Origin of the sequence: Paenarthrobacter sp. YAF11_1 (genome assembly GCF_052113445.1) — a bacterium.
Taxonomy (GTDB): domain Bacteria; phylum Actinomycetota; class Actinomycetes; order Actinomycetales; family Micrococcaceae; genus Arthrobacter.
Genome location: NZ_JBFRDF010000025.1, coordinates 1 through 21,783, shown reverse-complemented (window position 1 = coordinate 21,783; position 21,783 = coordinate 1). Strand labels below are relative to the sequence as shown.

The window sequence follows — 21,783 nt, the reverse complement described above, 5'->3', positions numbered from 1 at the left end:
TTTGGATTGGTAGGTGTGTCCGGTGGGTGTGCTGATGTTCAGGGTGTGGGTGTCGGCGGGCATGGTTGCTGCGGGCAGGGCTTCTGCGGTCCAGCCGGGGTTTTCTTTGGTGTGGTTGCAGGCTTCGCAGAGTCCTGCGCCGTTGTCCAGGGTGGTGGTTCCTCCTAAGTGCCAGGGCACGATGTGGTCGATGTGCCGGATGGGCGCGTCGCAGTACGGCGTCCGGCAGGTATGGTCCCGGGCTTGGATGAATCGCCGGTGTCGGTGTGGGAAGAGCCGGGCTTTGGAGTCCATGGCCATCAGTTCCCCGCTCCCGGGTGCGGTGTAGAGCCGCCGGAGCCAGACCGTGAAGTCCTGCTCCTGCTTTGTCGCGGCGCGTGTCGCGACCTGGGTTCTGGGCTCTTTTGCGCCGATCAGGGTTCTGGCCCACTCGGCGGGGACGATGCCGTAGCCGTGGAGCCGGGCCGGTTCGGCATCGCCTTGGAACAGGGTCCTGTCCGTCATGACGAGTTGGAGTTCAACCCCGGCCACCCCGCCGGGTGTGCCGGTGAGGCGTTCGGCCAGGGTGTCGGCCATGACCTGGCCACGGCCCCGGGGATCCCCACTGGCACGGGCAGCATCAGCGGCACGGGTCAACGCCGCATAGGCCGCGACGCCCTGGCCCACCGGAAGCAGCGCGGTCAGATAGGCCATGGTGTCCGGCGCCGGGCGCAGACTCACCGTCCGTTCCGTCGCGGCATGGCTGGCCCGCTGCGCCACCGAGCGCGGATCACGCCGGTACGCGGCCGCTTTCACCGCAGCGACCAAGGCCCGGTCACCGAAACCGTCGAAAGTCCCGGCATCAGCGGCGAGCTCGGCATCCACCGCGGCCCGGTCCTCCACAGCCAAACACGCAGTCTCCTTCACCAGCAGCGTCGCCCGCCACTCGTTCAACTGGCCCGAGTTCAACGCCGCCAAGGTCCGCGGCATCTCCGTGACCAGGGCCTTGGCCAAGCCCAACAACCTCGAGCCCCGGTTGGGTGATTCCCGCCGTGCCAACGCCACCTGCGCCCCCACACCCTTGCCACGCTCCGCCGCAGGCACCCCGGCCTCGGCCTGCTCAGCCCGCTGCGCCAAATCAAACGCCACAGCAATCTGCGCCTGCAAACCAGAGATAGCCGACTTCATCTCCTCCAACACCCGCAACTGACCAATCAAATCACCACTGATAGTGCCGGCCTGATCCACCCCTTGAGACAAAGCAGGACGAGGCACAGCAGACAACGCCGTCTTCGCTTGCCTCTCCCGGATCTGCTTCATACCCCCAACTCTCGCAGGAGGCACAGACATTATGAGAGGCTTCACCCGGGACAGGGTGAGTTCGGACTCCGCGGATGCTGCCCGGAACCGCGAGTGGACTATTTCGAGCGGCCCCAAGGACCTGACATCGCCCACGAACACGGCCATGGGACACACCAACCGGCAGGGGTCTGAACCGTCTCACCCTTGCCCGCGTCTTCTCATCAGGGGAGGATATTCCACATCGTCGGGAGGTTCGCCATGGTGCAGTTGGAGAAGTTCGAAAAGTACTTGATCGAAGAGTTCTACGATGACTTCCGTTCGGGGGACATGTCGCACAAAACATTCACCCGGCGGGTGGCATTCATCATGGGAAGCATGACCGCGGCTGCGGCGGCCATGACGTTGGTGGGCTGCACGCCGGAGGAGGTTCCAAGGACCACTGACCCAATGCCGACACCGTCGCCTACGTCGTCGGCCGCATCAGCGGGAGGCCCCACCACCGCCGTTCCCAACGCCAAGAGCCCACTCTCTGTCCCGGAGGGTGCGGCAGGACTCACGACAGCAACAATCAGCTTCAATTCCGGTGGGACGGAGATCACCGGCTACCTCGCACGACCCGAGGGCGGGCAGAAAGGTCCCGGCGTCCTGATCTGCCACGAAAACCGTGGGCTCACACCGCACATCCAGGACGTCGCCCGGCGCTTCGCCAAGGAAGGCTACGCAGCGTTGGCGCTGGACCTCCTCAGCCGGGAGGGTGGCACGGCGACTATGGATCCGGATGCTGTTCCCGGAGCGCTGACGCAGGCAGGGGCCCAGCGGCACGTGGGCGACTTCACAGCAGCCTTCGAGTATCTTAATGGCCAGGACTTCGTCGAAGGGGGCCGGATCGCCATGATCGGGTTCTGCTTCGGTGGCGGCATCACGTGGCAGGCGTCCACAGAAATAAGCGGGCTCAAGGCCACCTCGGCTTTCTATGGCCCTGCACCGGACCTTGCCAAGGTCCCCACCATCAAGCCGGCAGTCTTTGGCGTCTACGCTGAGAACGACGCACGCATCACCGGTGCCATGCCCCAACTACAGCAAGCCCTGGACGCCTCAACGGTCAAGCACCAGCTCAAGGTCTACCCCGGAGTAGACCATGCGTTCCACAACGACACCGGTGAGCGCTACGTGGAAGCCCAAGCTACAGCAGCGTGGAGCGATACCTTGGCGTGGTTCAAGGACAACGTTTAGGCTTCGGCACGCCTGACGTCACCCCTGCAACCTCGCGGCCTCACTCGCCAACTCGGCCTCCAAGGTCTCGATACTGGGCAAGCTTGCCACCAACTCGTCAGGCAACGAATCTGCAACGGAGGTTTTCCACTCCGCTATGCCCACGGGTGCGTTGAACCCACGCAGTGCGTACTCGGCCACCACGCTGTTCTTCTCCTTGCACAGCAGCAATCCGATGGTCGGTTTGTCGTCGGGATGCGCCATGAGGTCGTCCACTGCCGCCATGTACATGCCGAGCTGCCCCAGGAATCCGGGTTCGAACTTCACGGCTTTGAGTTCGATCACCATGTAGCAGCGCAGCTTCAGGTGGTAGAACAGCAGGTCCGCGAAGAACTCGTCCCCGGCGATCTCCAAGCGCACCTGCTCACCGACGAAAGCAAAGCCCTGGCCCAGCTCCAACAGGAACTTCTCCACGTGTTTCACCAACTGCAGCTCCAGGTCCCGTTCTGTGTGCCGATCACTCATGGACAGAAAGTCGAAGACGTAGGGATCCTTGGTTGCCTGCTGGGCGAGATCGGAATCGGCAGGGATCATCGTCGAGGAGAAGTTAGTGATGGCTTGCCCCGATCGCTCGTGCAAACGCGTTGAAATCTGGTGGGTCAGCACATTGCGGGACCAGCCGTGCTGGGCAGCCGCCGCTGCATACCAAAGGCGCGTGGCGGCGTCGTCGAGCTTTTCCAGCAGTGCGATCTGGTGGTACCAGGGCAATGTTGCAAGCGGTGCTTGCAACATTGGGAAGTCGGGCCAAGCCTGGGCGAAGCTCTTCATGTACCTCAGGTTTCTGGGGGAGAAGCCTTTCGCTTCCGGGAAGCGGGTCCGGATGTCGGCGGACAAGCGGGTCACTACCTTGGCGCCCCAGCCCTGCTCGGATTCACGTTCAGCAAGCTGCCGGCCGATGCTCCAGTAGGAATTCAACAACTCGCTGTTGGCCGCTGCCATCGCCCGGGTCCTGCCAACGCGGACCTCTTGGGCCACAGTGTGAAGCAAAGTGGGGTACCAGTCGGGCATGGACGAAGCAGCCGGGACACCCGGAAATGATGCTTCGGTGGCGAGCTCTTGGGACGGCATGGTGCTCCTGTCGATTGCTGTTGTGACCACGCTAAGGCGAGGCACTGACAAAATAGTGGGGTGAGCGAAGCCGGTGAATTCATGGACCACACCCTGCAGATGGAATCCACGTGGGAGAAAGCTGCAGAGGTCAGTGAGCGTCTGGGCGGGGCACTGATGGTGTATGGCGCATCCGTGGGTGCCGTGCGGGGAACGGTGAGGGATACGCTCAAGCGGTACAAGAACCTGGACCATGACGACGTCACTGCCCTGAGCTCGGAGTTGTGGGCTGAACCTGTCTTTGAGCGGCGTCTCGCCGCAGTGGTCCTGCTGCAAACCAAAGCAGGCATCCTGGTCAACACTGACCTCACCCGGATCGAAGGTTTCATCAGGCAAGCCGGAACCCGGGAGTTGGTGGATCCCCTGGCCTCAGACGTTGTGAGGCCGCTGGTGGCACGACTGCAGGGACTCGCCAAGGAACGCGCCGAACGGGTCCTGGAGCGTTGGGCTGCTGATCCGGACCCCGGGCTTCGGCACGCTGCGGCTCTGGTGGCGGGCCCCGCCGCCCCTTGATAAGCACCAGCGACCCGCCTAGCGTTTCCCTCACTACATGCCATTGAAGTGAGAGGCAGGTTGATCGATGAAATCGCTCTGGTTGGACCGGGAAATGCGCTTCACTTCCGAGCAAATCCCCGAGGAAAAGCACTTCGACACCATAGTGGTGGGCGCCGGGCTCACCGGTATGGTGGCCGCCTTGCTGTTGTCCCGGTCAGGCCAACGCGTGGTGGTCTTCGAGGCCAGAACGCTGGGTGCCGTGACCACTGGCAACACCACCGGGAAACTCAGCCTCTTGCAAGGCGGCGTGTTGTCCGCCTTGCGTGGCCAGTACTCCCTGAAAGTGGTGCAGGCCTACGTTGAGGCAAACAAGTCCGGTCAGGCTTGGCTGACGCAGTACATGGAGCAGCAAGGTACCCCGTTTCAGCGCCGGACTGCCGTGACTTTCGCAACCACGGACGACGGCGGCCAGCGGCTCCGCAAGGAGGCTGCGGTTTCACGGGACGTGGGTTTGGACGTCCACTTCAGCCGTGATGCCGGCCTGCCGTTCCCAGTAGTGGAGGCGCTGGAGCTCGAAAACCAGGTCCAGATCAACCCCATGGATGTGCTGGAAACTCTCGCCAGGGACCTCCGCGGTCATGGCGGCATGATCGTCGAGGACATGCAGGTGCAGAACGTAGGTTCGGAGCAGCCCTTGGAAGTCTCCACGGCCAAGGGCACCTTCACAGCGGACACCGTGGTGCTGGCTACAGGGACGCCGATCCTGGATCGTGGCCTGTACTTTGCCAAGCTTGAGCCCAACCGGTCCTATGCAGCAGCGCTGAAGGTACCGGGCGACATTCCTCAGGGAATGTATCTGTCCATCGATTCCCCCACCCGGTCCCAGCGGACTCAACCCACTCCCGAGGGCGAATTGCTCTTGGTAGGCGGGTATGGGCATTCGGGTGGCCGGGCCGCGTCGCCGAAGTCGCACCTGGATGAATTGCTCGGGTGGGCAACGCAGCACTACCCTGGCGCCGAGGTCACCCATACGTGGTCTGCCCAGGACTACCAGGCCACCAACCTGATGCCCTTCTTCGGCAAACTTCCCCGCGGCCACGGACGGATCTTCTTCGGCACGGGCTATAACAAATGGGGGATGAGCAACGGGGTGGCGGCAGCGTTATCCATCACCTCGGACATCCTGGGAGGCCAGTCCGACTGGGCCACCGTCATCCATCATCGCGTCACCTCGCCGAAAGGCGCGGCGCAGGCTGTCCGGCACAATGCGGACGTTGCCCGCCGGATGATCGAGGACAAAGCCAGGGTCCGGAAGACCCCGGACATCACTGATGAAACACGCCCGCCCGAGGGGACGGGCGTCGTCGGGCTGTACGAGGGTGAACCAGCCGCCGTGTCCACTGTGGAGGGGAAGGTCTGCAGAGTCTCTGCCACTTGCACGCATCTGGGCGGTCTCCTGAGCTGGAACGACGCCGAGAAGTCCTGGGATTGTCCGCTGCATGGCTCCCGGTTCACACCTGAGGGCAAGTACTTGGAAGGGCCCGCAACCCGTCACCTGAAAGAGTCCGTCGGCAAGAAAGCGATCTAGCCCAGCCGGTCTACGCGCCTCTGGGCCTGGTCTGCAGCGCGTCGTTTTTGGGTCGCTTCCCTCACGGAACGTTTCTTCAGGGATTCCGCAGCCTTAGTGTCCCTGGTCAGGCCAATCAGTTCTGCTTCCAGCGAGGACAGGCGCTTTTTGGCGTCCTCAATGTCGGCTTTGAGGCGTGTTCGGCGGGCTGAGAGTTCGTTGACGACGTCCCACGCTGAGGACGCCGTCTCTTCGGCCTCAGCGGCCTCCTGGTCTGCGGCATCGAACTCTTTTTGAGCGTCCTTCAACGCTGCCTGTTGCTTGGCGGCCCGGCGATCCGCCAACGAGGTGGCTACTTCTTCAGGTGGCTTCTTCCTGGGTGCGGCTTCTTGGGGAGGGGACGCTTCTTTGGCGCGGGACGCGGATTCCTTCCTTGGCGTCGGCCTCGCGGCAACCTCGTTTCCGGGGTCAACAAGGTCGCCGGGTGCGGCCGCAGCGACGGCACCCGCGAGGTCCACTTCCTCGAAGCCGCTGCCGCTGAGCCCCCGCACCAGCCGGCCGGTGCCGACGGCAGCAGCCGCACCGGCGTCGGCCATGGCTGCCCTGAGCGTTTGTTCCACGTCGGCTGCAGCGGCTGCACTGAGGGGCGTCCCCAGTTCGGCGGCAAGGTCCTTTGCGGCGTGAACGGCCGACGTCAACTGTCCCTGCCGCTGTTGTCCCAGCTCACGAAACGCTTCCGCGTCTCCCGCTTCCTGCGCTGTTCTGAGACCAATGCCAAAACGCACGACGCCGTCAATCACCTCAGGTTTGTGGACGGACAGCATGTTGATGGCCCAGGCGCCGGCGGCAGGTTTGGGCAGGCCGGCAATCTCCTTGGCCAGGTCCTTGTCACCGTCATCCTTGGCTTTGAGGGCCAGGGCGGTTCGTTCCGTGGTGAAGTCACGGGGCGGTACGGCATACAGCTCCAGGGCGGCATCGCGGAGGTCCATGGACTCATCCTAGGGTTTACTCCACCCGGGCCAGCGGACCGAATCCTCAATGAGCCCCTGCTTAGGGTAGCCTAAGTCGAGTGGATCAGATCATGAGCTTACCCTTCGGCGTCGCCCTCGCGGCGCTCTTCGCGATTGTCATGATCCGCGTCAACGTCACGTACTGGATCGGCCGGGGTGCCGTGGCCGGTTTCGCCCACACCCGCTTCGGTAGATCCCTGGAGCGTCCCAAAGCAGCCCGAGCCCAAGTCCTCATCCAGCGGTGGGGGCCGTACGCCGTCGTACTTTCTTTCCTGACCATCGGCCTGCAGACGGCCATCAACCTCGCAGCGGGTGCTGCCCGCATGCCGCTTCGCAGATACCTGCCCGCAGCAATTGCCGGTTCGCTCATGTGGGCGTTGCTGTATGCCACCATTGGGCTGGCAGCCTTGGAGGCCTGGCTTGCGGTCGCGGCGGCGTCGCCCGTGGGAGCCGGGCTGGGGGTTGTTGCATTGGCCGCCGTCATCGTCTGGGTGGTGGTGGTCCGCAGGCGTCGTTCTGCGGACAAATCTGCGGATACAGTGGTCTGAGTTCTACTCCTGGATCGGCGAAAGGCTCGGGTTGACTACTGCATTACCGGAACTGGCGGATGGCGATTTCTACTACGAGTCGTTGGGTCAGGGCCGTTACAGGTCCACCATCCATGCCCAAGGTGCGTGGAATCCGCATGAGCAACATATGGCCCCGGCGTCGGGCATCATGGCCGACGCCCTTGCCAGGCATGAGCCCCGTGACGATGTCCGCTTGGCGCGGATCAGCTATGAAATCCTGGGGCTGATTCCCGGTGGCGAGTTCCAGGTCACCACCTCAACGTTGAGGCCGGGCCGGACCATCGAGCTCATCCAGGCCGAGCTCTCTGCCGGAGGCCGTGTAGCCATCCGTGCCGCCGCGTGGCGCATGGTGACCAGCGATACCAGCGCCGTGGCAGCAGTCGAGGACGAGCCCATGCCGGTCCCCGACGAATGCAAGCCGTGGGAGGGTGCAAGTGTGTGGCCTGGTGGCTACATCCGTTCCTTGGAAATGCGTTTGGCTGAGGGCCACCGGCCTGGATCAGGCAAGGTGTGGATCCGCACCTCGCATCCACTGACAGACCACGACGACAGTTCGGATCTTGCACGGTTGATGGGGCTGGTGGATACGGCCAACGGCATAGCGGCCAGGGTCCCTCCGGGCGAAAACAGCTACATTTTTCCCAACGTTGACCTCCAGATCCACATGTACCGGGCGCCGTCCGGTGAGTGGTTGGGCCTGGACAACAGAGTCTCGTTCGGAGCCGACGGCATTGGCCTGACTTCCACGGTGCTTCACGACATCAACGGGCCGTTCGGCAGGGCCGAGCAAATCCTGACGTTGAGGAAGAGCTGATGCGGGCAGAAGCGACCACGGCGCAGCTCACTGCTTACCGTCAGCTGGAATCCATGGGTGCTGCACAAGACCTGGACTTTGCCTTGGAGCTGTTGCAGCGAGCCCGCAGCGGGCAGTTGGGCCCCTCGCTTCGCCTGTACCGTCCGCAGCCAACTGTGGCGTTCGGACAACGGGATGCGAACCTCCCTGGCTTTCCCGCAGCGGAGGAAACCTGCAGGGAGCTGGGGTTCGAACCCCTGATCCGGAAAGCCGGCGGACGCGCGGCTGCCTATCACCAGGGGACGTTGGTCATTGACCACATTGAGCCGCATCCGGACGCGATCGTGCGGGCGAAGGCCCGGTTTTCGGAGTTCGGTGAGTTGCTGGCCGGCGCGCTTCGCAGCGTTGGTGTCCACGCCGCCGTTGGCGAGATCCCTGGGGAGTACTGCCCTGGTGAATTCAGTGTCCATGGCGAAGACCCTGACTTTCCCGCCCACAGCATCAAACTGATCGGCACTGCCCAGCGGGTAGTCTCCGGTGGCTGGCTCTTCAGCTCCGTCATTGTGGTGGAAAACTCAAAGCCTATCCGTGACGTCCTGACGGCCAGCTACGCCGCGTTGGGCCTTGACTGGGATCCCGCAACCGCCGGGGCCGCCAATGACCTGCTGCCGCACCTGGATGTCCAGACCGTGGAGGATGCCGTCATCGAGGCGTACCACGGTTACGCGGACGTCGTCGACGGCGACTTCCGGAGCTTGGCGGGCTAGGGACGCAAGTCCCAGCCCGCCAGACCCCGGAGGCTGTCTCGCCTGCGTTAGTGCCCTCGGGCGATCCATTCGTCCAGATGCGGCTTTTCCGCTCCGATGGTGGTGGAGTCGCCGTGCCCGGTGCGGACCACTGTCTCTTCGGGCAAGCTGAGCAGTTTGGTCCGGATGGACTCGATGATGGTGGGGAAGTCGCTGTACGAGCGTCCCGTAGCGCCGGGGCCGCCCTGGAAGAGCGTGTCTCCGCTGAAGAGCGACCCTTCGCTGGGCAAGTGGAACGAAACGGACCCCGGTGAGTGCCCGGGCGTGTGGATGGCCGTCAGCGTGGCTCCGGCAACGGTGAACTGGTCGCCGTCCGCAATTGCGGCATCGGGGTCAGCGTCCGGGAACACTGCCCGCCACAGCATCCAGTCGTCCTGGTGCAGGTGGATGGGTGCTTTGGCGAGCTCCGCGAATTCACCGGCCGAGCGGATGTGGTCGTCATGGCCGTGGGTCAACAGGATGGCTTTGACGGTGCGGCCGTTGACTGCCTGCAGGATGGCGTCAGGGTTGTGGGCGGGGTCGATGACGAGGCATTCGGAGTGGTCCCCGACAATCCAGACGTTGTTCTCGACGTCCCAGGTGCCGCCGTCGAGCGAGAACGTGCCTGACGTGACCACGTGGTCAATGGTGAGGGTGCTCATAGTTCGACCACCGATCGGAGTACTGCGCCGTGGTGCATTTTGTCGAATGCCTCCTCCACTTGGTCGATGGTGATGCGTTCGGTGACGAAGGCATCGAGGTCCAGCTTGCCCTGCTTGTAGAGGTCCACCAGCATGGGGAAGTCCCGGGAAGGAAGGCAGTCGCCGTACCAGGATGACTTGAGTGATCCGCCGCGGCCGAACACGTCCAGCAGCGGCAGTTCCAGGGTCATTTCCGGTGTGGGGACGCCTACCAGGACTACGGTTCCTGCGAGGTCGCGGGCGTAGAAGGCCTGCTTGTAGGTTTCGGGACGTCCGACGGCGTCAATCACCACGTCTGCGCCGAAGCCGCCTGTCAGGGCGCGGATTTCTTCGACGGGGTCGCCCGCGGAGGAATCCACGGTGTGGGTTGCGCCGAGGTCCTTGGCGCGCTGGAGCTTCTTTGCGTCGATGTCCACGGCGATGATGGTGGTGGCGCCTGCGAGCGCGGCACCGGCTATGGCTGCTACGCCCACTCCGCCGCAGCCAATGACGGCTACCGAGTCGCCGCGTTTGACGCCGCCGGTGTTCAGTGCCGCGCCCAAACCTGCCATGACGCCGCAGCCGAGCAGCCCGACGGCGGCGGCATCGGCGTCGGGGTCTACCTTGGTGCACTGACCGGCGGCGACCAGGGTTTTTTCAATGAACGCACCGATGCCCAAGGCAGGTGAGAGTTCCGTGCCGTCTTCGAGGGTCATTTTCTGGGTGGCATTGTGGGTGTTGAAGCAGTACTGGGCTTGCCCGCGGTTGCAGGCCCGGCAGTTGCCGCAGACTGCACGCCAGTTGAGGACCACGCGGTCGCCGGGGGCGACATCGGTGACGTCGGGGCCCACGGCGCTGACCACGCCGGTGGCTTCATGGCCGAGCAGGAACGGGAAGTCGTCGCTGATGCCACCGAGTTTGTAGTGGAGGTCGGTGTGGCAGACGCCGCTGGTGAGGATGTCCACCAGGGCTTCGCCGGGACCGGGTTCGGGAACCAGGATGGTTTCCAGGGTTGCGGGTGCGCCTTTGGAGCGGACGACGACACCTTTGACTGTGTGGACCATGGAGATGTTTCCTTCGGGCTCGGGGAGGGGCCCTTAAATGCAGCAGGGCCCGCTACGGATTCCCAATCTGTCTATCACAGGTGGCAGACAGCGTGTGGATTGTTCCGTGCGGGCCCTGGGCGGTTACGCGTGGAGCCAGCGGTTATGCGGCGACCAGGCGCTTCTCAACCTCGGAAGCGGAGGGGTTGGTTGCTGCGGTTCCGTCGGGGAAGAGGACGGTGGGGACGGTGCGGTTTCCTCCGTTAAGCTGCTCGACGAGTTCGGCAGTGCCATCCACTTCTTCAATGTTGATCTCGGTGTAGCCGATGCCCTTGGCGTCCAGCTGCTTCTTCAGCCGGTTGCAGTAACCGCACCAGGTAGTCGAGAACATGGTGATGGTGCCGGAGTCGGGAGTGAAGTCCACAGAGCTCTCCTCAGTAATGGTGGTTGCACGGATGATTCGTCGGTATCAACGGTAACCCGCCCCCTGATAATTCCCGTGCGGCCGCCTAACGGGTTACGTCACACGCGTGCGCTGGTGCGATGTGGGAGGAAAGGGCAGACTGTTGGCATGTGTGGACGTTATGTAATGGCCCGTGCGGTGGGGGATCTGCTCGCCGATTTCGACGCTGAGCTAGAGAACGAGGTTGCCCTCGAAAAGTCGTGGAATGTAGCACCCACCGATGCTGTTCCGATCGTGTTGGAGAGGCTTGTCGATGACAACCTGAAGCGGCAGCTCCATGTTGCCAAGTGGGGCCTGGTGCCATCGTGGGCCAAGGATCCCAAGGGGGGTGCCCGGTTGATCAATGCCCGCAGCGAGACCCTTTTGGAGAAACCTTCCTTCAAGAAGGCTGCTGTTGCCCGGCGTTGCGCAGTTCCGGCCGATGGCTACTACGAGTGGAAAAAGGGTGAAGGAAAGAACAAGCAGCCTTATTACGTCCACCCGGGAGATGGCCAGGGCCTGGTCTTTGCCGGCTTGTATGAGTGGTGGCGGGACCAGTCGGCCGCGGATGACGATCCCGGGCGCTGGCTGCTGTCCATGTCCATCCTGACGGCGGACACCCCCACCGCTGAATCTGCCCGGACGCGACGCAGTGCTTCGGTATTTGACGAGCTCACGGCCCTCCACGACAGGGTTCCGCTGCCCATGGACACAGAGACCATGGAAGCTTGGTTGGATCCGCGGGAGAAGGACGCTGCGGGACTGGTGGACATGGTCCGTTCCAAGGCGCACGACGCTGCGTCCGGGTGGACGTTGGATCCTGTGGGCAGTGCCGTGGGGAACGTCCGCAATAACTCACCGGAGCTCATTGAGCCGGTGGAAGGACTCTTCTGAGCTCAGAGGGCTTCGTTCACCGGGACGCCGGATTGGAACTCCCGGCCGTCCGCTTCGCTGAATCCCGTCATCACATGGCCTTTGCTGAGCCCGTGGATGGCCGACATCGGGAAGTTTCCGGTGATGACGTTGCCGGAGTGCTCTACGCCCTTGATGTCGTAATTTTCCTCGGCGCTCAAGGAGTGGTTGAAGGAGTAGAACGAGATCGCCTCTCCGTTCATGAATTCGATGCCGAGCCTGCGTTGCGAGGAGTAGTCCTCACTGGCAGCAACAAGGCCCACGACGTAAGCGCCGGAGCCTGGTATGTTCCCATCGATTTCAAACCTTGCCACCAGGTTGTCGTCCGATGCCGTGATGTTGACCTGCTTCAGGAGTGCGTCATTGGTACTCATGCCACAATCCTGCTCTGTGGACCCGCTGCCGTCCACCCCTTGACTTTCATCCTTCCAAAAGGCGCTGGATGTTCCGCGCCACCGATGCCCTGTCGATGTCCTGGCCTTTGCGGGCGGTCAGAAGGTGCATGGCAAGGCCGTCGCCGTAGTCGGCTACGGACTCGGCCCGCGCCCTGGCGTCCGGCACGTTCAGAAAGCCCAGGATGTGGGCCAGTCCGGCGAGCATCCGCTCGTGGCCGGCCGCTACGACCTCCGGCTGGTCCAGGGCGAAGGCGAACCTCGCCCGGGTGAGGTCGGCATTTTCCAGCGCCAGTCCCATGAGGGCGCCGGTGAGTTGTTCCGCCAAGGCCGCCACCGACGTCGGCGTCTCCCATCCGCCTTGCTGGAGGAGGAGCGTGTCCCGCTCTTCGACGCGGTCGACGGCGGCACTGACCAGAGCGGCGCGGTTGCGGAAATAGTTCGAGGTGGTTCCGACGGCCACGCCGGCTTGGGCATCGACAGCCCGATGGGTAAGTCCTTTGAGGCCTTTCGCCGCAACGACGGCGAGGGCGGCGTCGGCAAGTTCTGTTCGGCGGTCCGGCATGGCGAAAGTCTAGCCAACCCCTATCGCCACTACAAATGTAGTAGTAAAGTGTGGCCATGGAAAAAGTGGACATTATCGGCGGCGGAATCGCCGGCCTGGCGCTCGCAGGACGGCTGGACCCCGGCCGGTTCGATGTCACGGTGTACGAGCAACGGCCGGAACTGCCCACGGTAGGAACAACCTTGGCCATGTGGAGGGAAGCCCAGAATGCCCTGTCTGAACTGGGGATTTTGGGAGCCGCCCGGAGCAGGGGAGCCATCATCAAGACCGGAGCGCTCCGCAGCCCCTCAGGCGAACCCATGCTGTCCATGGAAGGGGATGGGCTCCTTGGGGTGTCACGGCCGGAACTGTTGAAGCTGCTGGATTCCGCCGTCCCGGAAACGGTCGAAAGGGTAGCCGGGCGAGTGGATCGGCTCCCGGGCAATGCATGGCTTACCGTGGGGGCGGATGGGGTCAACAGTATGGTTCGGCAGGCCTCCTGGGGATCGCGCAGCGCCGCCAGACCCACGCCGTTCCTCGCAGTCCGTGGAGTCATTCCAGCAACTCCATCCGAAGGCGACGTCGGCGAGTACTGGGGGCGCGGAGAGATCTTTGGATTGGCGCCCGCCGTCAGCGGAACCAACTGGTACGCCTCCTTCCGTTCGGACCTCCGCCCGGAGAAAGTAGACGTCGCCCAGGCTCTTGAACTGACACGGAGCCGGTACGCCCACTACTCGCCCGCAGTGGGAAAGGTTCTTTCCTTGGCATCGCCGGAAAACTCCCTGGCCCAACGGATTTGGACCACGCCACCCCTGGGGCGGTATACACGGGGCAATGTGGTGTTGCTCGGGGATGCCGCTCACGCCATGACCCCCAACCTGGGCCGTGGCGCCTGCGAAGCACTGATCGATGCCGTGACCTTAGGCAAGCTCCTCAACGAGATGCCTGTTGAAGCAGCGCTCGCCGCCTATGGCAGAAGGCGGATGCTGCGAACCCAGCAACTTCGCCTGGCATCTTCAATGATGGGCAGCATAGCCCTCGCCCAAGGAATGCAGCCCTGGCGTGATGCCCTGCTGAAGCAGGCAGGCAAGCGGGTGGCACGGTCCAGGGAGAAGGCTGGAACTTCGAAGTAGGTTTTGCCCTGACCCCGGCGTAAACTGGATTTATTCGAACATACATTCGAATAGGGAATACGGTGCAACGAGGTGAGGATATGGGGCTGTTCAGCGAGTCCGTGGAGGTCGGCTGCACGGAAACAGGCCAGCCACGAACCGTCCACTGGAAAGGGACGCACTACTCCGTCTCCAATGAACCCGTCCGGTGGTACGAGCGACGCCAATGGTGGCTGGAAGAAAGCCGCGCACCGCTGGGAACCGGAGCAGGACTGGTGGACCACGAAATATGGCGCGTCCAACTCCAACCGGTAGAGACAGATGCCCCAGCCGCGAACACCATCACCCTTGACCTCGTCCGCCATGTCAGCAGCGGACGATGGCGGCTCCTGCGCATCCATGACGCTGCGCCGGCAAGGGCCGTAGAGCCTGACGAAGCAGCGTGAACCCTTGAGCTTCACCCACCTGCACGTCTCCACGGCCTTCAGCGCGCACTATGGCGTCTCCTGGCCCGACGAACTAGCCCAAACAGCTGCAGCAGACGGCGCCACAGCTCTCGCCTGCACGGACCGCGACGGCCTGTATGGCACCATCAAACACCTCAAAGCATGCAAGGACGCCGGCATCGATCCCATCGTCGGGGTGGACTTGGCTGTATTCGACGACGACGGCGACCACCGCACCCAAGCCGCAGGCCGCGTCGTCGTCCTCGCCCACGGCAACAACAACGGCGCCGGCTACCGGGCACTATGCCGCCTCATTTCCGACGCCCACGCACGCACCTCAGGCAAAGCCGGGGGAACGATACCCGCCGCAATCACCCGCGGCGAGCTGGCTTCAAGGACACTGGACCCCCATACCCTCAAGCCCGTGCTGACAGTCATGATCGGGCCTGACTCAGATGTTGGACAGGCCATGGGAGGCCGAAAATACCTGAGGCCAAGAACGCTCTTCAAACAATGGATCGACGCCATGCCGCCCGGCACCATCGTCGCCGAAGTCGTCACCCACCTCAGCGCCCCGGGAGAACCACTCAGCACCTCTCACGCCGTGCGCATGCTCAAGCTCGCACTCGAATACAACATCCCGGCCGTCCTCAGCAACGCCGTGCGCTACTGCGCCCAAGACGGCGCCGCCACCGCGGACGTCCTGGACTCAGCCCGCACCCTCAAATCCCTCCCCGAACTCTCGGCAGCGCCCATGCTCCAACCAACAGGCCAGGGCTGGCTGAAAAACGCACGCCACATGCTCCAACTCGGCAAAGAAATCATGACCGCAGCCGGGCAAGGAAAAGCGGACCTCCACAAACTGCTCACCAACACCGAAGCGCTCGCCGACAAATGCCGCATCGACCCCATTTTGGACATGGGGTGGAAGAAACCCGTGGTTCCCGAAGCCACCATCATTGGCATCGACGCCGACCCCATGGTGGAACTCACCCAGCGCTGCCAGTCCGGCGTCACCAGAAGGTTCCCCGGCATCACAGGAGAAGCAGAAAGGCAGCTGCGCTCGCGGTTGGAGCATGAGCTCGGCATCATTGCCCGGCTGGGTTTTGCATCCTACTTCCTCACCGTTGCCGAGGTGTCCAGGATGATCCTTGATATGGGCGTCAGGGTTGCCGCGAGGGGATCCGGTGCGTCCAGCCTGGTGAATTACCTGATCGATATCAGCCAGGTTGACCCGATCCGCCACGACCTCATTTTTGAACGATTCCTTTCCGGCCGCAGATCAACCCTCCCCGACATTGATTTGGACGTTGAAAGCGCAGAAAGGCACAACGTCTACCGGAAGATCTTTGACCGCTTCGGGGCAGAGCGTGTCACCCTCATGAGCATGCAAAACGGATACAGGGCACGGGGAGCCGTCCGGGACGCAGGCCTTGCACTGGGAATGGACGACGGCGAAATCGGTGAAATCGCCAAACAATTGTGGAGATTTTCAGCCCGCAAATTCCGTGAAGCACTGGTAGAGAAGCCGGAACTGCGCTCCTTTGCAGGCCGGGTGGAGCAAGGGGGCCTGGAAGAAAACCAGCAGCTGGATCTACTGGTGGACCTTACTGAAAGGTTGGACCGCCTGCCCCGGCACATCTCCATGCATCCGTGTGGAGTGATTTTGGGGGATGCGACCCTCCTGGACCGCACCCCTGTGCAGCCCAGTGGGTTGGGATTGCCCATGAGCCAGTTCGACAAACACGACATGGATCCCATGGGAATGCTCAAGCTCGATGTCCTGGGTGTGCGAATGCAAAGTGCCATGGCTTTTGCTGTCCGGGAAGTCATCCGCCTTCATCCGTCCAAGGCTGAAGTAGTGGCCGCCGGACGGCATCAGGTAGGACCTGGAGGAACAGGTCCGGACTATATCGGCACCGATGGCAGGATCGATCTCAATGCAGTTCCCTTCGACGACGAACCCACCTATGAGCTGATCCGCAGCACCCACACACTGGGTTGTTTCCAGATTGAGTCCCCGGGGCAGCGGGAGCTCATTGGAAAGATGGCACCCCGGGAATTCAACGACCTCATCATCGACATCTCGCTCTTCAGGCCCGGGCCCATGAAATCAGATATGGTGCGGCCCTTCCTTGAGCACCGGCACGGGTTCGCTCCGGAGATCTATCCCCATGCGGACCTGAAACCGGTTCTGCAGGAAACCCACGGCGTTACCGTGTTCCATGAGCAGATCCTGAAGACCTTTGATGTCATGACCCGATGCGGACTGGCAAGGGCTGATGAATTCCGCAGGGCTCTGGGAGATGAAGAACATGAGCCGGGAGTGGAGAGCTACTTCCGCCGGGAAGCCATCAAGAATTACGCGCCCGAGGTGGTGGACAAGGTCTGGGGAACCCTTAAAGCCTTCGGCAGTTTTGGCTTTTGCAAAGCACACGGTGCTGCCTTTGCCGTGCCCACCTACCAGTCGGCTTGGCTGAAGACCCATCATCCCGAGGCCTTCCTTGCAGGGTTGTGGGAACACGATCCCGGGATGTATCCCAAGCGCCTCCTGGTGGCCGAAGCGCGCAGGCTGGGCATCCCCATCCTGCCCTTGGACATCAACCGCAGCCATGCAGAATACCGGGTGGAAAAGATCCAGGAGGGTCCCCATCAAGGCAAACTTGGCATCCGCCTGAGCCTTACGGGAATTTATGGGCTGTCAGGGGCTGAGCTGAAAAGGATCGTGGCAGGCCAGCCCTACGATTCCCTGGCAGACCTGCGGGCCCGTGCGAGGGTGAGCAAGCCCAACATCAAGAGGCTTGCCCAACTTGGCGCTTTTGATGCCCTCCACAAAGACTCCGGCGGGAAAGCCAACCGGGCAGACCTTGTGCAACACCTGCAGGCACTCCAAAGCAGTCCCACTAAAAAAGCCACCGACGTCATTGAGGGCCAGTTGTCCTTTGCTTTGGGTGATGTTGAGCTGAGGAACCTGGCGCCTGAACTTCCCGAACCCTCCATGGTGGACAACGTCAGGGCAGAGCTTGACCTGATGGCCGTCGATGTCAGCGCGCACCTCATGGACAGCCACCGGCCTTTGTTGGACAAGCTGGGTGTCACAACCGCAGATAAGCTCCTCGGTCTCCGCAACGGTACTGAAGTGCTGGTGGCAGGGGTACGGATCGCAACCCAGACCCCGCCCATGCGTGGCGGCAGGCGCGTGGTCTTCATCAGCATCGATGACGGCACCGGTTGTGTGGATTCAGTCTTCTTCCATGAAGCCCAGGAAGAATCCGGACCCTTGCTGTTTGGGACCCGGTTGCTGCTGATCCGTGGAACCACCAGGCGGACAGGTCCCAAAGGCATCAGCCTCAGCGCCACCAAAGCCTGGGACCTGAGCCGGCCTGAAACATTGCCCTTTACCGAGCTCCTGCCTGCCGGAGGCGCTCCACCGGATGAATACACCCATCGAGGTGCCCTTCATGGCATCTCCAGGAACCTTGCCATCACCGGTCTGGGAAGCTGAACGGGCGGCTGCTTCTGGCGTCGGCGCGCTGCTTTGGCCGCCCCCGCGGAAGCAGATACGATTGACGGTGGCTGGCTGTGGTCCCCGTACGCCACAAGCTATGAAGCCTTAACCATGAATAGGAGACACCCGTGTCAGATGCCCAACAGATCACCCTCATCGTCGATGGCGAAGAGACCAAGGTGACGGAAGGGACTACCGGCGCGGAACTCTTCTTCGAGCGCCGCGACGTCGTTGTAGCCCGTGTCAATGGGGTCTTGAAGGACCTTGACCAGGTCCTCACCGAGGGCGCAGACGTCGAAGGCGTCACCATTGATTCCCCTGACGGACTCAACGTCCTCCGCCATTCCACAGCACACGTCATGGCGCAGGCAGTGCAGCAGTTGCGCCCCGACGCCAAGCTCGGCATCGGCCCGTACATCACTGACGGCTTCTACTTCGACTTCGATGTCGCTGAGCCGTTCACCCCCGAGGACCTGCGCACTCTGGAAAAGATGATGCAGAAGATCATCAACCAGAACCAGAAGTTCGCCCGCCGTGTGGTCACTGAAGAAGAAGCCCGCGAAGCGATGGCCAACGAGCCCTACAAATTGGAGCTCTTGGGTAAGAAGAACGACGCAACCGACGCCGCGGAAGGCGTCAACGTTGAGGTCGGCGCCGGCGACATCACCATTTACGACAATGTGGATCGCAAGAGTGGCGAGAGCATCTGGTGCGACCTTTGCCGCGGTCCCCACCTGCAGAACACCAAAATCATCTCCAACGCCTTCGCCCTGACCCGTTCTTCCGCTGCCTACTGGCTGGGCAACCAGAACAACCAGCAGCTTCAGCGCATCTACGGAACCGCCTGGCCCACCAAGGAAGCCCTCAAGGCTTACCAGGAGCGGATTGCCGAAGCCGAGCGACGCGACCACCGCAAACTTGGCGTGGAACTTGACCTCTTTTCCTTCCCCGACGAGCTGGGATCCGGTCTTCCGGTGTTCCACCCCAAGGGCGGCATCATCCGCAAGGCCATGGAGGACTACTCCCGCCAACGCCACGTGGATGCCGGCTACGAGTTCGTCTACACGCCGCACATCACCAAGGGACACCTTTACGAGGTCTCCGGGCACCTTGACTGGTACAAGGACGGCATGTTCCCGGCCATGCAGGTTGACGCCGAATTCAACGAAGACGGTACCGTTCGCAAGCCGGCCCAGGATTATTACCTGAAGCCGATGAACTGCCCCATGCACAACTTGATTTTCCGCTCCCGTGGCCGGTCCTACCGCGAACTTCCGCTGCGCCTGTTCGAATTCGGTTCGGTGTACCGCTACGAAAAGTCCGGCGTTGTGCACGGCCTGACGCGCGTGCGCGGCATGACACAGGACGACGCCCACATCTACTGCACCCGCGAGCAGATGAAGGACGAGCTCACCACTACGCTGAACTTCGTCCTGGGCCTTCTCAAGGACTACGGCCTGGATGACTTCTACCTGGAGCTCTCCACCAAGAACGAAGAAAAGTTCGTTGGGGATGATGCTGCCTGGGAGGAAGCCACCCGCACGTTGTCCGAGGTTGCCGCTGCCTCCGGTCTGGAACTGGTGCCGGATCCGGGTGGAGCTGCCTTCTACGGCCCCAAGATCTCGGTCCAGGCGAAGGATGCCCTCGGCAGGACCTGGCAGATGTCCACCATCCAGCTGGACTTCAACCTGCCCGAACGTTTCGAGCTTGAGTACCAGGCTGCGGACGGCACCCGCCAGCGCCCGGTCATGATCCACCGCGCGCTCTTCGGATCCGTGGAACGCTTCATGGGCGTCCTCACCGAGCACTACGCCGGTGCTTTCCCGGCCTGGCTCGCTCCCGTCCAGGTGGTGGGCATCCCGGTGGCCGAGACATTCAACGACTACATGTTCGACGTCGTGGGACAACTCAAGGCAGCCGGCATCCGGGCTGAAGTGGACATCTCCTCGGACCGCTTCCCCAAGAAGATCCGCACCGCCAGCAAGGACAAGATTCCCTTCGTCCTGATTGCCGGAGGCGAGGACGCAGAGGCTGGCGCAGTCTCGTTCCGCTTCCGTGACGGCAGCCAGGACAACGGCGTGCCAGTGGCCGAGGCGGTCCGCAGGATTGTGGACGCCGTCAAGAACCGCGAGAGCTGACGGAACGGACGCAGAAACGGTGCAGGAGAACACAGGCGCGGCAGCTGGGATTCCGGGCGACGCCGACGTAACCGATGACTTCGGACTGGCGGGCGTGCCGGATGCATTTCAGCGCCTGTGGACTCCGCACCGCATGGCCTACATCAAGGGCGGGCAGGATCAATTCAAGAACAAGGACGACTGCCCGTTCTGTGTAGGACCCACGCGTTCGGACGAGGAATCCTTGATCGTGTACCGGGGGAGGACCTGCTATGTGGTCCTCAACCTTTTCCCGTACAACCCTGGTCACCTGTTGATCTGTCCCTACCGCCACGTGCCCGACTACACGGACATCACCGTGGAAGAGACTGCCGAGTTCGCCGACCTCACACAGACCGCCATGCGGGTCTTGCGGAAGGTGTCCAACCCCAGTGGCTTCAACCTGGGCATGAACCAAGGCGTTACCGGCGGAGCGGGAATCGCCGCGCATCTGCACCAGCACGTGGTCCCGCGCTGGGGTGGAGATGGCAACTTCTTCCCGATCATCGCCCAGACCAAGGCCATCACACAGACATTGGATGAAGTCCGCAAGCTCGTGGCCGAAGCCTGGCCGGGGGAGTCGAATGCTCAATAGGCATGCGCGCGGCTTTTTCACCTCACTTTTCACACCACTTGCCCGTTGGCTCCTCAAGATCGGCGTTTCACCTGACGCGGTGACCATGGCAGGTACGGCCGGAGTAATACTGGGCGGCTTGGTGCTATATCCGCTCGGCCACCTGTGGTGGGGCTCTGTGGTGGTGGCGTTCTTCGCCTTCTCCGACGTTGTTGATGGCATCATGGCACGGCTCCAAGGCAGGAGCGGCGGCTGGGGCAACTTCCTGGATTCCACCCTGGACCGTTTGGCCGATGGCGCGATCTTCGCTGGCATCACCATCTGGTTCTTCACCCATGGCGAGGATCCCGCCATCGGAACTGCCGCCGTCGTCTGCCTTGTCCTTGGCATGGTTGTCTCTTATGCCAGGGCAAAAGCGGAATCACTGGGATACCAGGCAAGCGTGGGCATCGCCGAGCGGGCCGAGCGTTTGGCGTCCGTGCTGCTCATTACCGGCTTGACCGGATTGGGGCTTCCGCCTGTGGTGCTGTTCGGGACCCTGATCCTGTTGGCACTGGCCAGCGTGGTCACCATCATCCAGCGGATGTCCACCGTGCACCGGCAGGCCATGGCCGAGGCCGACGGAGCTGCTGCGGGCTAGCGGCTAACAATTGGACTGTCCGCAGGGAACTGGCATACGACCAGACTCGCCCCTTGCGGGTTGTGCACCTGTCCTACCACAGTGGCCTTTGTTGCCCGTCAAAGCGGTAATGAATGTACTCCCACCATGGAACGTGCGACTACTATTACTAGTACTTGGTCACCTTGACCTGAAAACCCGGTGTGCGCTGATTGCGGTCGTGTGGCTGCGCGTGCCTCCGGCAAAAAGGTCGTTTATCTACCCATAGGGGTTTTTGTGTCTACACCAGATGTAAGCAACGAAGCCGGTTCGTCCGCGAACAGCGTCACGGGCAGCAGCCGCGTCAAGCGGGGCATGGCTGAGATGCTCAAGGGCGGCGTCATCATGGACGTCGTTAACGTCGAGCAGGCCCGCATCGCTGAGGATGCCGGTGCCGTGGCTGTCATGGCGCTCGAGCGCGTTCCGGCCGATATCCG

The 21,783-nt window shown here is 62.6% G+C and carries 21 protein-coding genes and 1 pseudogene; 14 read left to right on the top strand and 8 right to left on the bottom strand.

Annotated features, from left to right (window positions below):
* Positions 1–1,299: HNH endonuclease (locus tag AB4Y77_RS22655; RefSeq protein WP_442015420.1), on the bottom strand; the 1,299-nt coding region annotated here is incomplete at its 3' end.
* A gap of 240 nt (positions 1,300–1,539) precedes the next feature.
* On the opposite strand from AB4Y77_RS22655, the gene AB4Y77_RS22650 reads away from it, so the two are divergent.
* On the top strand, positions 1,540–2,514 hold the full coding sequence (locus AB4Y77_RS22650) for a dienelactone hydrolase family protein (protein WP_442015419.1): 975 nt from the start codon (positions 1,540–1,542) through the stop codon (positions 2,512–2,514).
* 18 nt (positions 2,515–2,532) lie between these two features.
* Here the strand turns inward: AB4Y77_RS22650 and AB4Y77_RS22645 are convergent, their stop codons facing one another.
* Positions 2,533–3,621 (bottom strand): PDDEXK nuclease domain-containing protein, encoded by a 1,089-nt coding sequence (locus tag AB4Y77_RS22645; protein WP_442015418.1) that lies wholly within the window; start codon positions 3,619–3,621, stop codon positions 2,533–2,535.
* Between the two features lie 60 nt (positions 3,622–3,681).
* Between AB4Y77_RS22645 and AB4Y77_RS22640 the strand changes: the two genes are divergently transcribed.
* Positions 3,682–4,173: a DNA alkylation repair protein gene (locus AB4Y77_RS22640; RefSeq protein ID WP_442015417.1), complete on the top strand. Its 492-nt coding sequence runs from the start codon at positions 3,682–3,684 to the stop codon at positions 4,171–4,173.
* A 67-nt stretch (positions 4,174–4,240) separates the two neighbouring features.
* Positions 4,241–5,743 (top strand): FAD-dependent oxidoreductase, encoded by a 1,503-nt coding sequence (locus AB4Y77_RS22635; protein ID WP_442015416.1) that lies wholly within the window; start codon positions 4,241–4,243, stop codon positions 5,741–5,743.
* On the opposite strand, the gene AB4Y77_RS22630 is transcribed toward AB4Y77_RS22635, so the two are convergent.
* On the bottom strand, positions 5,740–6,711 hold the full coding sequence (locus AB4Y77_RS22630; RefSeq protein ID WP_442015415.1) for a hypothetical protein: 972 nt from the start codon (positions 6,709–6,711) through the stop codon (positions 5,740–5,742). The two genes, AB4Y77_RS22635 and AB4Y77_RS22630, sit on opposite strands and share 4 nt — an antisense overlap.
* A gap of 80 nt (positions 6,712–6,791) precedes the next feature.
* Here AB4Y77_RS22630 and AB4Y77_RS22625 point away from each other — a divergent pair, with 80 nt between their 5' ends.
* Genes AB4Y77_RS22625 through AB4Y77_RS22615 form a run of 3 tightly spaced genes read left to right on the top strand, consistent with a single transcriptional unit; the run spans position 6,792 to position 8,861 of the window.
* Complete coding sequence (locus AB4Y77_RS22625) at positions 6,792–7,280, top strand: DedA family protein (protein WP_442015414.1); 489 nt, start codon at positions 6,792–6,794, stop codon at positions 7,278–7,280.
* 31 nt (positions 7,281–7,311) lie between these two features.
* Complete coding sequence (locus AB4Y77_RS22620) at positions 7,312–8,115, top strand: thioesterase family protein (RefSeq protein WP_442015413.1); 804 nt, start codon at positions 7,312–7,314, stop codon at positions 8,113–8,115.
* Entirely contained in the window at positions 8,115–8,861 is a 747-nt protein-coding gene (locus tag AB4Y77_RS22615; protein WP_442015412.1) for a lipoate--protein ligase family protein, read from the top strand. The genes AB4Y77_RS22620 and AB4Y77_RS22615 overlap by 1 nt, the downstream gene beginning before the upstream one ends.
* 47 nt (positions 8,862–8,908) lie before the next feature.
* On the opposite strand, the gene AB4Y77_RS22610 is transcribed toward AB4Y77_RS22615, so the two are convergent.
* The 3 genes from AB4Y77_RS22610 to AB4Y77_RS22600 form a co-directional block, all read right to left on the bottom strand.
* Entirely contained in the window at positions 8,909–9,541 is a 633-nt protein-coding gene (locus tag AB4Y77_RS22610; RefSeq protein ID WP_442015411.1) for an MBL fold metallo-hydrolase, read from the bottom strand.
* The gene (locus tag AB4Y77_RS22605; protein ID WP_311212983.1) at positions 9,538–10,623 is read right to left on the bottom strand and encodes an S-(hydroxymethyl)mycothiol dehydrogenase; all 1,086 of its coding nucleotides are present in this window, start codon (positions 10,621–10,623) and stop codon (positions 9,538–9,540) included. Before AB4Y77_RS22605 ends, AB4Y77_RS22610 begins: the two co-directional genes overlap by 4 nt.
* Positions 10,624–10,765: 142 nt before the next feature.
* Positions 10,766–11,026 carry a mycoredoxin gene (locus tag AB4Y77_RS22600; RefSeq protein WP_024816868.1) on the bottom strand — a complete coding sequence of 87 codons (261 nt, stop codon included), beginning with the start codon at positions 11,024–11,026 and terminating at the stop codon, positions 10,766–10,768.
* A gap of 147 nt (positions 11,027–11,173) precedes the next feature.
* Between AB4Y77_RS22600 and AB4Y77_RS22595 the strand changes: the two genes are divergently transcribed.
* A complete protein-coding gene (locus AB4Y77_RS22595; protein ID WP_442015410.1) occupies positions 11,174–11,938 on the top strand; it encodes an SOS response-associated peptidase in 765 nt (254 codons plus the stop codon).
* 2 nt (positions 11,939–11,940) lie between these two features.
* On the opposite strand, the gene AB4Y77_RS22590 is transcribed toward AB4Y77_RS22595, so the two are convergent.
* The gene (locus tag AB4Y77_RS22590; protein ID WP_311212981.1) at positions 11,941–12,330 is read right to left on the bottom strand and encodes a hypothetical protein; all 390 of its coding nucleotides are present in this window, start codon (positions 12,328–12,330) and stop codon (positions 11,941–11,943) included.
* A gap of 46 nt (positions 12,331–12,376) precedes the next feature.
* Positions 12,377–12,913, bottom strand: a complete 537-nt coding sequence (locus tag AB4Y77_RS22585) for a TetR/AcrR family transcriptional regulator (protein WP_311212980.1) — start codon at positions 12,911–12,913, stop codon at positions 12,377–12,379.
* Positions 12,914–12,963: 50 nt separating this feature from the next.
* Here AB4Y77_RS22585 and AB4Y77_RS22580 point away from each other — a divergent pair, with 50 nt between their 5' ends.
* From AB4Y77_RS22580 to AB4Y77_RS22550, 7 genes and pseudogenes are all read left to right on the top strand, one after another.
* Positions 12,964–14,025, top strand: a complete 1,062-nt coding sequence (locus AB4Y77_RS22580; protein WP_442015409.1) for an FAD-dependent monooxygenase — start codon at positions 12,964–12,966, stop codon at positions 14,023–14,025.
* 80 nt (positions 14,026–14,105) lie between these two features.
* Positions 14,106–14,450, top strand: coding sequence for a DUF6504 family protein (locus AB4Y77_RS22575; protein ID WP_442015408.1), 345 nt, complete (start codon positions 14,106–14,108; stop codon positions 14,448–14,450).
* 4 nt (positions 14,451–14,454) lie between these two features.
* On the top strand, positions 14,455–17,955 hold the full coding sequence (locus AB4Y77_RS22570; protein ID WP_442015407.1) for a DNA polymerase III subunit alpha: 3,501 nt from the start codon (positions 14,455–14,457) through the stop codon (positions 17,953–17,955).
* Between the two features lie 131 nt (positions 17,956–18,086).
* A complete protein-coding gene (gene thrS, locus AB4Y77_RS22565) occupies positions 18,087–20,096 on the top strand; it encodes a threonine--tRNA ligase (protein WP_442015406.1) in 2,010 nt (669 codons plus the stop codon).
* A gap of 19 nt (positions 20,097–20,115) precedes the next feature.
* On the top strand, positions 20,116–20,709 hold the full coding sequence (locus AB4Y77_RS22560; protein ID WP_311212975.1) for an HIT family protein: 594 nt from the start codon (positions 20,116–20,118) through the stop codon (positions 20,707–20,709).
* Positions 20,699–21,328, top strand: a complete 630-nt coding sequence (gene pgsA / locus AB4Y77_RS22555) for a phosphatidylinositol phosphate synthase (RefSeq protein ID WP_311212974.1) — start codon at positions 20,699–20,701, stop codon at positions 21,326–21,328. Before AB4Y77_RS22560 ends, pgsA begins: the two co-directional genes overlap by 11 nt.
* 255 nt (positions 21,329–21,583) lie before the next feature.
* A pseudogene (locus tag AB4Y77_RS22550) lies at positions 21,584–21,783 on the top strand (pyridoxal 5'-phosphate synthase lyase subunit PdxS); the annotation flags it as partial.